Raw genomic sequence first — 11,817 nt, forward strand, 5'->3', positions numbered from 1 at the left:
CCCACAGGTTTTATGTACGACACAAATCTCTGTGGGAGCGAGCCTGCTCGCGAAGCTTTTGAAGCTCAATCCACCAAAGTGCAGGCCATGACCACCGCATCTTCGCGCCCGCCCACCGCCGGGTAGTAATCCCGTCGCCGGCCGATCTCGTTGAAACCATATCGCTCATACAGCTTGAACGCCGCGGTATTGCTGTCGCGCACTTCCAGGAAACACTCCCGGGCGTCTGCCTTGTAGGCGATCGACATCAAATGCTCAAGCAATGTCAGTCCCAGGCCCCGGCCCTGGTTTTCCGGCTTGACCGTAATGTTCAGCAGGTGCGCCTCGTCGAGGATGATCTGCACCACACCGTGGCCGACCTGTTGCTGACCTTCGAACATCAGCCAGATCTGATACTTGCCCAGGCCATCGAGGAAAATCCCGCGGGTCCAGGGATGGCTATAGGCCGCATATTCGATTTTCAGTACAGCTTCCAGGTCCGCCTCGGTCATCGGGCGAAACGATACAGCGTCACTCATTCGATTCTTTCCAGCGCGCCATCAGCCGACGCATGGCTTGCCAGACATCAGCCTTACGCTGTGGCTCTTCCATTAATAATTCCAGGCCCGGCACCGCCCAGGCCGAGCCCAGGCCTTCGATCTGCAATTCGCGATTGAACGCCTCGGCATCCGCTTCGCCGGCAAATCGCACCGCAGGCAAGCCGATCAGCCACAAGCAGGCGCAGGGCGTTTCTTCCATGCGCACCGAGAGAAAACCTTGCACGAAGTCGCGGGCCGCTTCCGGGCCCTGATCCATCGTGCCACGCACCAACAACGGCCAACGCACCGGCTCACCGACGATCTGCGGACTGTCCGGCAGACCGGCGGCGCGCAGCATGTCCTTGAGCAGCAGGTAGGCAGGATCGCGAGTCTGGAAGGATTCACCTGTGGGTAACTCCACCAGCAGCAGGCAACGCCCGGCCCGCAATAATTGCAGGGCGAAACGCGGGGGCGGCACGATGGGTGCCTTGACCACGGCTGGCGTCTCTTCGGCCTCTTCCACCGGTTTCGCGCCGGTGCGGGTGCTGGCCAGCGATGGCCGTGGCACCTCGATCTTCACCCGCTCGGCCGGCTTGGCCACAGGCGCCACGGGCGTATCGGCCACAACAGCGGGCACGACAGGCGCGACCACAACCGGCTCGGGAATCTCGAGCAGCTCGGGCCGCGACGGCGCGGCAAAGGGCAATTCGGTGCGCGGCAGCCAGTTGACCACCTGCATGGCGGCCAGATAAGCGCGACGACGGGACTCGATAAGCAAAGGTCGGCCACTTGTGGATAACTAAAGTGCGCTGATTCTACCGCCGTTCGCTGAAGATCGCCCGCAGTTGATCGATGCACCTTACCGAAAAGAAGGCGACAGTCCGTCCCGAGAGTGAATCGCATTGCCCCCGATGCAGTACAATCGCGGCTTTTAATCGCCAACCAGCCGGCCATTCCGATGATCGAACCCAAGCGCGTCTTGCGCGCCCTCGCTGAACACTGGGCACTTCTGGAGCCACTGTGCGAGCACTTCGACCAAGGCACACTGAGCCTGAACGAACTGCGCACGCAACTGGCCGCCCAGCAACTCGACAGTACGCCGCAGGACATCACCAGCCTGCTGGATGTGTGGATTCGCCTCGACATACTGGTTCCCGTGGCCAAAAGCCCGAACCGTTTCGAGCTCAATGCGCAGATTCACGACTTTCTCGCCTATCTGCGCCGTGAACACCGTCTGGGCCTGTGCCTGGAGATCGAAGCCTACCTGCGCCACCTCGAGCGTCTGGCCGGTTACATCCAGGACGCATTCGATATCCGCGACGGCAACGACCTCGCCCGCCAATTGCGCCTGCTCGACATGCGCGTGCGTGACGTGCTGAAAAAACTCGATAACGACGAACAGGCACTGGTGGCCGTCGCCGAACGGGCGAAAACCAGCGACCGGCAGATTCCGTTGCGCCAGCGTTACGCCGAAGTGCTGGCGACCTGGGACGAATACGTCGAGCCGATGATTGATCTGGTGAACGCCGACGGCGCCTTCGAACAAGGCGTGCGCAAGGTCGAAACCGTCCTGCTGAAGATGCTCAGCGAACAGCAGCGCCTCGGCCACCTGGTCGACGACGACATGTTGCTGCGCACCCACGCGCGCATCCTCGAAATGCAGACCAGCGCCCAGCTGACCCTGCGTCACGCCCGCGAGCTGCTGCTGCCGCTGCGCGAAGAAGCGCGCCGGCACAACGCCGTGACCCGTGGCGCCGCATTGGCCCTGTCGATGATCCGCCGCAAAGGCATCGACGCCGTGCCGCAAGCGGCGATGCCGATGTTCACTCGCCCACAGAGCACCTTCCTCGGCAGTGCCAGCCAGGTCGAAGCCTACGTGTATGCCCTGGCCCGCTTCGAACCGAAACCGGCGCGCTTCCCCAAGGCTCACAAGACCCAGAAAGGCGAAGCGCCACGGGCGCCACGCACCGTTCGGGAAATGCTCGAACGCTGCGAAGACGCCCTGCCGATGCCGGACCTGATGACCTGGCTGCTGGAGCAGGAACCGGACGGTGCCACCGACGAACTGTTGTACTGGTTCTCGCGCCTGTCGCGGGAAAAACGCTTCAAGCGCGAGCGCCTGGAACGTCGCGAATACCATACTCACGAGCACCAGGTCAGCCTGCGCTCCTTCGCCCTGCTCTCGGTCAGCGACACCGCCGCCGAGGATTCTGCGAGCACTCCCTATGCATCTTGATCTATCCGAACTGTCCCAGCTGGCGCCGATCTTTCGCGAGCTGTTCAAGGGTTATCACGTCAGCCGCCGCGATCCGGAGCTGTACGCACAGTTGTCGAACTTCCAGGACCAGTACCGCACGCTGTTCAAGGCCCTGGGCTTTGAACTGGTCTGCGACACCCGTGGCTTCTACTACTTCGTGCCGGACCTCGCGGCGGCGGCGGTGAACAAGACTGCCCAGCGTCTGGCGTTGTTCACCTTTATCCTCGTCGAGCACCTGGCCGATCAGGGCCGCGACCCGATCGCCGTGCTCGACGGCGGCAGCCTCGGTCGCGATGAATTGCCGTCGCTGCTGGAAAAGTACCGCGACCTGTTCATCCAGGCCGAAGTGCAGACCCAGGACGAGCTCGAAGAAAAGATCATGCGCCGCATGACCCAGCTCGGTTTCGCCAGCGAAGAGAACGGCGTCTACCGTTTCCTGCCACCGATGCACCGTTTCCTCGATGTGTGCCTGTCGGTGCAGCAGGACCGCGACCTGGCCGCCAGCCTGCACAGTGTCCTGCCGTTGCCGGTGCCGGTGCTGATCGACGAAGACAGCGACGAAAAGCTGTTGCAGACCGATGACCCGCTCGACCTCGCGGGTTTTGAAGACGAAAGCGAAGAAGACGCGATGGCCCGCGCCATCGCCGAAGAACAGGAGCTCGACGCATGAGCAAGGAACGTTACGGCATCCGCCGCTTTGCCCTTTTAAACACCGCCGGCTACAGCCTCGGCCTGTTCCCGCTGGAAGAGCCGCTATCGGTATACGGCGCCAACAACCTGGGTAAATCCGCCTCGATCAACGCCCTGCAGTTCCCGATCCTGGCGCGCATGTCGGACATGAGCTTCGGCAAGTACAGCCTGGAGCAGTCCCGGCGCTTCTACTTCGCCTCGGACACCAGCTACATCCTGGTAGAGGTGAACCTGCCCCACGGCCCCCACGTGATCGGTGTGGTCGGCCGCGGCCCGGGCGGCGGCTTCGGTCACCAGTTCTTTGCCTATGCCGGCAAACTGGACCTGGCCCACTACCAGAAAAACGACACCTGCCTGCGCCAGAAAGAACTGTTCACCAACCTTGAGCGTGAAGGCCTGAAAGCCTACGAACTCAAGCCGGATGAACTGCGCCGTTTGCTGGTCGGTGGCCACACCTCGATCCCGCTGGACCTGACGCTGATCCCGCTGCGTTCCACCAGCGAGCAAAGCCTGAAGACCTTCCGTGCGCTGTTCATCAACCTGCTGCACATGCGCGAAATCACCGCGGCCAAGCTCAAGCAACTGTTCCTCGACGCCTTCGAGCACAGCCTGCGTTCCGGCAGCGTCGATTACATTGCCGCGTGCGAAGAAGCGTTCCGCGATGTACGACGCATGGAGCAGGACTACAACTCGCTGGTCGCCGCCGGCCCCTTGGTCGAAGCCCTGGCCAACGGCGTGAAGCAACGCGACATCCTGCGCGGCAAACTGCACCGGATCTCGCCGCTGCTCGACTCGCTGCTGGGCACCTGGTCGGATTACGCCAGTGCGCGCAAGGAAGAGCTGACCATTCAGGCCGAGCACTACCGCAACGAGCAGGATGCCCTGCAAAACGACCAGCGCGGTGGCACCCAGGAACTGATGCGTCTGGAACGGGAAATCACCGGCATCCAGCGCTGGCTCGGCGAATTGTCGGTGCTCAAGCATCGCTTTGCCCTGGTCGATGACGTCAAGGTGCTGGAGCAGCAGCTGCTGGCCGCCAAGGACGCTCACGATGAACTGGCCGGTGCGCTGGCACAGTCCCGCCAGTTCAGCGCGGAAGACCTGGACGAGCGCCTGCGCGACCTGGAAAAACGCCTGAAGTCGGTCAAGCAGCAGCTCGATCACGCCGACAACAACAGCTACGCCCGTCTGCGTGAAGAATTCTCGCAGCAAGACGTCGAACGCCTGATGCGCCTGTTCAACAGCGCACTGTTCAGCCTGCCGCTGGGTGAACACGGGATCACCCTCGACGACGACGGCGAGTGGGTCAAATCCGTGGAGCTGATCCTCGACGGTTTCAAAGGCGAACGCTTCGAAGTGCCGGGCCTGTCCATCGACATCTCGCACATCGAACCACCGGCGCTGCAGGCCCTGGCTGACCGCGCAGCCCTGCGCGACCAGAAGGAGCGCCTGGACAAAGAACTCAAGCAACTGAAGACCCAGCAGGCCGTGGCGGCCGACCGCGCCGCGAGCAAGACCCAGACTGAAGTGCTGTACCAGCAAGTGCTGGATGCTCAGAAAGCCCTGGAAGATTTCCGTCGCGCGCAAACCCTGAGCGCCGAGGAAGGCGACAAGCTGGAACAGATGGCACAGATGGAAGCCGCACAGGACGAATTGAAGCGTTCCAGCGATGCCTTCACCGAGCGCGTCCAGCAACTGTCGGCCAAGCTGCAACTGGTCGGCCGGCAGATCGGCGACATGGAAGCCAAGCAACGCACCCTCGACGACGCCCTGCGCCGTCGCCAGTTGTTGCCGGCGGACCTGCCGTTCGGCACACCGTTCATGGACCCGATCGACGATTCCATGGACAACCTGCTGCCACTGCTCAACGACTATCAGGACAGCTGGCAAGGCCTGCTGCGGGCCGACGGCCAGATCGAAGCGCTGTACGCCCAGGTACGCCTCAAGGGCGTGGCCAAGTTCGACAGCGAAGACGATATGGAGCGTCGCCTGCAACTGCTGATCAACGCCTATGCGCACCGTACCGACGAAGCCCTGACCCTGGGCAAGGCTCGCCGTGCCGCCGTGACAGACATCGCCCGGACCCTGCGCAACATCCGCAGCGACTATGACAGCCTCGAACACCAACTGGCACTGTTCAACCGCGAGATCAACAAACGCCAGGTCTCCAACCTGCAAAGCTTCCGCATCGTGCTCGCACCGAACAAGGAAGCGCTCAAGCACATCGACCAGATCATTCACAGCGCAGGTCAGTACGAAGAAGGCGAAACCCTGTCGGTCTTCGATCTGAGCCAAAGTGCCGAGCAGGACAACAAGAACGAAGAGGCCAAGGAATACCTGGCGCGGCTGGTGGCGGCCAACCACAACCAGCTCGGCCTCAAGGACTTGTTCGAACTGGCGTTCGAGATCACCAAGGTCAACGGCCAACCGGTGATCCACACCGACATCGACGGCGCGGCGTCCAACGGCACCACCATGACCATCAAGGCGCTGACCAACATGTACTTGTTGCTGCACTTGATGGACCGTGACCAGGCAGGTCGCGTGCGCCTGCCGTACTACCTCGACGAGGCGGCGGACATCGATGAGAAGAACCAGGCCGCATTGCTGGAAACCAGCCTGCAACTGGGCTTCGTGCCGATCCTGGCGAGCGTGAAGCCGCAGGTCTGCGCCAGTGTCGCCATCGACCTGGAAGGTGGCAGCGGCCCGGCCGGTATCTACATCGATGAGGCGGACTGGAAGTACATCCGTCGTCACGATCAGGTAAGGGCGACGATCAACGAACAAGCGGATGAACCGGAGCTGGATGCGGTCTGAGGCTTGAATCGAAGGCAATAAAAAGGCCGCGGTCCAATGGATCGCGGCCTTTTTCATAGGTGTGTCATTTAGCTTTGCAGTGAACTTCAGAGCCTCTTCGCGGGCAAGCCCGCTCCTACATTTGATCGCATATCTTCAGGAACAACCCAGCCCCCCCTGTGGGAGCGGGTTTGCCCGCGAAGGCGTCATCACAGACGCCAGAAAACTACTTACCGAGTGAAATCTTCGGCGCCCAGCCCAGCCACTCCTCTTCGAACTTGTCGAACAGCGCGAACGTCTGCTCCGGTCGCGCCGGGCTACCCATGCGCTCGCCATCCGGCGTGGCAAAGGCGACACCGCCCTGAATCATCGTCTCCAGTGATTCAGTACGCACCGTTGCACCTTTGAACAGGCCGACATCGAAGTCGAAACCGCTGGTGTTCCAGAATCGTGTACCGCTGCGTACCAATGGCGCGTACTTCGGCTCGATCAGGATATGGATCAGCACGCGATCAGCGGTCTGGCCCAGTTCATAACCGGTCACCTTGCCCACGGTGATTTCGCGATACGTCACCGGCACGCCGGCCTTCAGCGAACCGCGACGTGCCGCGCTCAGCACCAGACTCAATCCCGCTTCCTGCTTGGCAGTTTCGGGCGCGGCGGCCAAAACGACAAAGTTCTTCTGCGGTCCCAGGTTCTTCGGCGCCGGTTGTACCTCGATGTATTGCCCGGTCACCAGGGTTTCGAGGTTGGACGTCTTGATCAGGCCCAGTTCAGGCTTGACCACCCAGAACTGACTGCCGACCCGGGCAATGCGCTCTGGCACTTCGGTAATCCGCGCGGTCAACAGCACCGATTGCAGGTCCTCGCTGAGATCAACATCCTCCACCTTGCCGACATCCAGCCCCTTGAAACGAATCGGAGTGCCGGTACGCAGGCCATCAGCGCGATCGAGCTTGAGCGTGATGACTTCGCCCTTCTGCGTAGCGTCTTCATGGTTCGCGAACAGACGGAAACGTGGAATACGCTTCTGCAACGGGGCGTTGTCCTGCGGGGTCTCGAAGGCAATGCCGCCGGCCATCAAGCTTTGCAATGACTCGCTTTTAACCTGGACCCCGCCGGTCAGTCCGCCCGTGAGGGTGATGCCACTGGCGTTCCAGAAGCGCGTCGAGGCGTTGACCAGGCCTTCATATTCCTTCTCGATGTGCACGCCAATGATCAGTTGTTTCTTTTTGCGGGAGAACTGATAGCTCTGTACGGAGCCGACTTTGACCTGCTTGTAGAGAACCGGGCTGCCGACTTCCAGCGAACCGAGGTTTTCCGTGAACAAAACAAGGTGCAGGCCCGGTGCACGCAGATCCAGCGGCGGTGCCTTGGCCCGGGCTACAAACTCCCGCTGTGGCGCCGAACCCTTGTCGCCAGGCCGCACAGCGATGTAGTTGCCTTTGACCAACGCTTCGAGGCCGGTAATCCCCGCCAGGGAAATCGACGGCTTGACCACCCAGAACTGGGTGCCTTCGACCAGGTAATCCTCGGCCAATGGGTCCATCGTCAACTCGGCGGTTGCGCCAGACAGATCCGCATCGACCTTCAGCGTTTTCAGGCTGCCCACCTGAATACCCTTGTACATCACCGGTGTGCGACCGGCCTGCAAGCCGTCGAAATCACTGAGCTTGACCTTCACCCGGATACCGGCGGCGGCGGCGTCAAAGTCTTCATAGAGTCTGAACGGCAGGCTCGGATCGGTAGGCGGACTGTCCTTTCGGTTTTCGGGTGTGGCGAACGCAATACCACCGGCGACGATGCTGGCCAGGGACTCACTGCGGACCTTCACACCCGACAGATTGGCGTCGATGCTGATGCCGCTGGCATTCCAGAAACGTGTGTGTTTGCGCACCAGTTTGGCGTAAGTCGGCTCAATGAAGACCTTGAGCTCGACAGTGTTCTGGTCCTCGGACAATACATAGCTTTTGATCTGGCCCACTTTGATCTGTTTGTAAAACACCGGACTGCCACGGTTCAGCGAGCCCAGGCGGTCGGCCTTGATAGTCAAGTGCAGACCGGGCTGGGCATCGGAGAGCGGCGGTTCCTGGGCCAGGGCCTTGAACTTGCGGACCGGCTCGCCTTCCCCCGGGCTGATGGCGACATAGTTACCTGAAACCAGCGTCTCGAGACCGGTAATCCCTGCCAGCGTCACGCTCGGCTTGACCAGCCAGAAACGCGTGCTGGTTCGCAGGTATGGCTCTACGTCCTTGTTCATTTCGATGCTGGCGATCACGCCTTTGGAACTGCCTTCGTCGTCGAGCTTGAGACTTTTGACCTTACCGACCGACATGCCTTTATAGACAACTTCGGTCTTGTTGGCCTGAATGCCCTCGCCGCTCTCAAAACGCACCTGAATCTCGATACCGGTCTCGTTATAGGCACGCCAGCCGAGCCAGCCGCCGATGATCAAGGCGATCAGGGGCAACACCCAAATGGCAGACCAGTTCGAAGCCGGTCGGGTTTTCGCTACAGGCAAATCAGTCATGGTCGTCGTCCGACTCCGTGTTATCCCAAATCAGTCGGGGATCAAAAGTTACCGCGGCAAGCATCGTCAGAATCACCACCGTGGCGAAAGCGATGGCGCCAAGATTGGCTTCAATGCTGGCAAGCCGGCCAAAATTCACGACCGCCACGAGGATGGCAATCACAAAGATATCGAGCATCGACCAGCGGCCGATGAATTCAATGAAACGGTACATCCATATACGCTGGCGAGCCGAAAGGGGCTGACGGCGCTGCACGGAAAACAGCAGCAGAGCGATGCCCACCAGCTTGAACGTGGGCACCACGATACTGGCGATAAACACCACGGCCGCAATGGGGAACATTCCGTAGTGCATCAGTTCGATCACACCTGCCATGATCGTGCTCGGCGCACCTTTGCCCAAGGAGTTCACGGTCATGATCGGCAGCAAATTGGCCGGTATGTAAAGAATGGCGGCGGTAATCAGTAATGCCCAGGTGCGCACCAGGCTATTCGGGCTGCGGGCGTGTACCAGCGCCCCGCAGCGCGTACAGACTTGCTCATCGGTATCAGCTTCCTGCCTGTTCAATTCATGACATTCCTTGCAAATCAGAATGCCCGCATCAATCGCCCGCATGGGCATCCTCTCCTGATAACGCCTGCCAGATCTGGTGTGGAGACATTACGACCTCCAGCCAGACTTGAATCAGCAACAAACCAATGAAGCACACCAAGCCGAGGCCTACGGTGATGGCTGCCATATCTGCCAGTTTTACGATCGCCACCAGTACGCCCATGAAGTAAACCTCGAGCATCCCCCATTCGCGTATATGGTGATAAATGCGATAGAGCAGCAAGCCGTAGCTGCGTCCGACATCAAAACGGATACTCAACAATACGGTCAGTTGGCACAGCAGCTTGAGCAGCGGGATCCCCATGCTGCACAGGAATACAATCACTGAAACGCTTTGCATACCCGTGTCAAAAAGGGCAACAACGCCGCTCCAGACAGTGTCTTGCGAAGACTGCCCGAGTAGATTGAGCTGCATGATGGGTAAAAAGTTCGCCGGAATAAACAACAACAAAGCGGCTATGACAAGGGCGAGACTGCGCTGTACGACGTTGTACCGATTGGCATAAAGCTCGTAGCCACAGCGCGGGCACATGGCTTTTTCGCCATGGGCGAGTTCGGGTTTACGCATGAGCAAGTCGCACTCATGGCAGGCAACCAGATTTTCCAGTGGTATTTCTGACAGCTCTTTGGCGTCAACCGAATCCGGCATAAGCGCTCTGACTCTGAAAAAGTTGGACCTATTCTAGTGTCCCGGGACAAAAATAACTGCGCCAATTTGTGCTTGATTGATCGTGCTTTTTCTACGACAAAAACAAAACCCCTACCTGCATACGCAGATAGGGGTTTCGGAATTTAATCTTGACGATGACCTACTCTCACATGGGGAAACCCCACACTACCATCGGCGATGCATCGTTTCACTGCTGAGTTCGGGATGGGATCAGGTGGTTCCAACGCTCTATGGTCGTCAAGAAATTCGGGTACTGAGTCGTGGCCGGCTGGCCTCGCTTCAGCAAATTGGGTATGTGATAAAAATCGGTGTTTTGTGAGCGTCGAACTTTCGGTTCTTTCGTCTTCACACACCGCAATCTGATGCTTCTTTCGAAGTAAGCAAATTGCTTGGGTGTTATATGGTCAAGCCTCACGGGCAATTAGTATTGGTTAGCTCAACGCCTCACAGCGCTTACACACCCAACCTATCAACGTCGTAGTCTTCGACGGCCCTTCAGGGGACTCAAGGTCCCAGTGAGATCTCATCTTGAGGCAAGTTTCCCGCTTAGATGCTTTCAGCGGTTATCTTTTCCGAACATAGCTACCCGGCAATGCCACTGGCGTGACAACCGGAACACCAGAGGTTCGTCCACTCCGGTCCTCTCGTACTAGGAGCAGCCCCTCTCAAATCTCAAACGTCCACGGCAGATAGGGACCGAACTGTCTCACGACGTTCTAAACCCAGCTCGCGTACCACTTTAAATGGCGAACAGCCATACCCTTGGGACCGGCTTCAGCCCCAGGATGTGATGAGCCGACATCGAGGTGCCAAACACCGCCGTCGATATGAACTCTTGGGCGGTATCAGCCTGTTATCCCCGGAGTACCTTTTATCCGTTGAGCGATGGCCCTTCCATACAGAACCACCGGATCACTAAGACCTACTTTCGTACCTGCTCGACGTGTCTGTCTCGCAGTCAAGCGCGCTTTTGCCTTTATACTCTACGACCGATTTCCGACCGGTCTGAGCGCACCTTCGTACTCCTCCGTTACTCTTTAGGAGGAGACCGCCCCAGTCAAACTACCCACCATACACTGTCCTCGATCCGGATAACGGACCTGAGTTAGAACCTCAAAGTTGCCAGGGTGGTATTTCAAGGATGGCTCCACGCGAACTGGCGTCCACGCTTCAAAGCCTCCCACCTATCCTACACAAGCAAATTCAAAGTCCAGTGCAAAGCTATAGTAAAGGTTCACGGGGTCTTTCCGTCTAGCCGCGGATACACTGCATCTTCACAGCGATTTCAATTTCACTGAGTCTCGGGTGGAGACAGCGCCGCCATCGTTACGCCATTCGTGCAGGTCGGAACTTACCCGACAAGGAATTTCGCTACCTTAGGACCGTTATAGTTACGGCCGCCGTTTACCGGGGCTTCGATCAAGAGCTTCGCGTTAGCTAACCCCATCAATTAACCTTCCGGCACCGGGCAGGCGTCACACCCTATACGTCCACTTTCGTGTTTGCAGAGTGCTGTGTTTTTAATAAACAGTCGCAGCGGCCTGGTATCTTCGACCGGCGTGGGCTTACGGAGCAAGTCCTTCACCCTCACCGGCGCACCTTCTCCCGAAGTTACGGTGCCATTTTGCCTAGTTCCTTCACCCGAGTTCTCTCAAGCGCCTTGGTATTCTCTACCCAACCACCTGTGTCGGTTTGGGGTACGGTTCCTGGTTACCTGAAGCTTAGAAGCTTTTCTTGGAAGCA

General features: G+C 59.2%; 8 protein-coding genes and 2 rRNA genes (1 of these 10 running past the window's edge). 3 read left to right on the forward strand and 7 right to left on the reverse strand.

From position 1 onward, the window contains the following. Nucleotides 1-65: 65 nt before the first annotated feature. Both rimI and J4D25_RS20935 read right to left on the reverse strand, forming a co-directional pair. Nucleotides 66-518, reverse strand: a complete 453-nt coding sequence (gene rimI / locus J4D25_RS20930; protein WP_007981794.1) for a ribosomal protein S18-alanine N-acetyltransferase — start codon at nucleotides 516-518, stop codon at nucleotides 66-68. After that, nucleotides 511-1,257: a hypothetical protein gene (locus J4D25_RS20935; RefSeq protein WP_057713293.1), complete on the reverse strand. Its 747-nt coding sequence runs from the start codon at nucleotides 1,255-1,257 to the stop codon at nucleotides 511-513. The genes rimI and J4D25_RS20935 overlap by 8 nt, the downstream gene beginning before the upstream one ends. A 219-nt stretch (nucleotides 1,258-1,476) precedes the next feature. On the opposite strand from J4D25_RS20935, the gene mksB reads away from it, so the two are divergent. The 3 genes from mksB to mksF are packed head-to-tail and all read left to right on the forward strand — an operon-like array spanning nucleotide 1,477 to nucleotide 6,282. Beyond that, the gene (gene mksB / locus J4D25_RS20940) at nucleotides 1,477-2,754 is read left to right on the forward strand and encodes an Mks condensin complex protein MksB (RefSeq protein ID WP_174245530.1); all 1,278 of its coding nucleotides are present in this window, start codon (nucleotides 1,477-1,479) and stop codon (nucleotides 2,752-2,754) included. Continuing rightward, entirely contained in the window at nucleotides 2,744-3,445 is a 702-nt protein-coding gene (gene mksE, locus J4D25_RS20945) for an Mks condensin complex protein MksE (RefSeq protein ID WP_057713291.1), read from the forward strand. Before mksB ends, mksE begins: the two co-directional genes overlap by 11 nt. After that, nucleotides 3,442-6,282, forward strand: coding sequence for an Mks condensin complex protein MksF (mksF, locus tag J4D25_RS20950; protein WP_057713290.1), 2,841 nt, complete (start codon nucleotides 3,442-3,444; stop codon nucleotides 6,280-6,282). Before mksE ends, mksF begins: the two co-directional genes overlap by 4 nt. 205 nt (nucleotides 6,283-6,487) lie before the next feature. Here the strand turns inward: mksF and J4D25_RS20955 are convergent, their stop codons facing one another. The 5 genes from J4D25_RS20955 to J4D25_RS20975 form a co-directional block, all read right to left on the reverse strand. Then, the gene (locus tag J4D25_RS20955) at nucleotides 6,488-8,791 is read right to left on the reverse strand and encodes an intermembrane transport protein PqiB (RefSeq protein ID WP_057713289.1); all 2,304 of its coding nucleotides are present in this window, start codon (nucleotides 8,789-8,791) and stop codon (nucleotides 6,488-6,490) included. Then, a complete protein-coding gene (locus J4D25_RS20960; protein ID WP_007997011.1) occupies nucleotides 8,784-9,407 on the reverse strand; it encodes a paraquat-inducible protein A in 624 nt (207 codons plus the stop codon). Before J4D25_RS20960 ends, J4D25_RS20955 begins: the two co-directional genes overlap by 8 nt. After that, on the reverse strand, nucleotides 9,394-10,053 hold the full coding sequence (locus J4D25_RS20965) for a paraquat-inducible protein A (protein WP_057713288.1): 660 nt from the start codon (nucleotides 10,051-10,053) through the stop codon (nucleotides 9,394-9,396). Before J4D25_RS20965 ends, J4D25_RS20960 begins: the two co-directional genes overlap by 14 nt. 147 nt (nucleotides 10,054-10,200) lie before the next feature. Further along, a 5S ribosomal RNA gene (gene rrf / locus J4D25_RS20970) occupies nucleotides 10,201-10,316 on the reverse strand. A 158-nt stretch (nucleotides 10,317-10,474) separates the two neighbouring features. After that, nucleotides 10,475-11,817 (reverse strand): 23S ribosomal RNA (locus J4D25_RS20975) (it continues 1,549 nt past the right edge of the window).

Origin of the sequence: Pseudomonas sp. GW456-L13, from assembly GCF_017350115.1 — a bacterium.
Classification (GTDB): domain Bacteria; phylum Pseudomonadota; class Gammaproteobacteria; order Pseudomonadales; family Pseudomonadaceae; genus Aquipseudomonas; species Aquipseudomonas jessenii.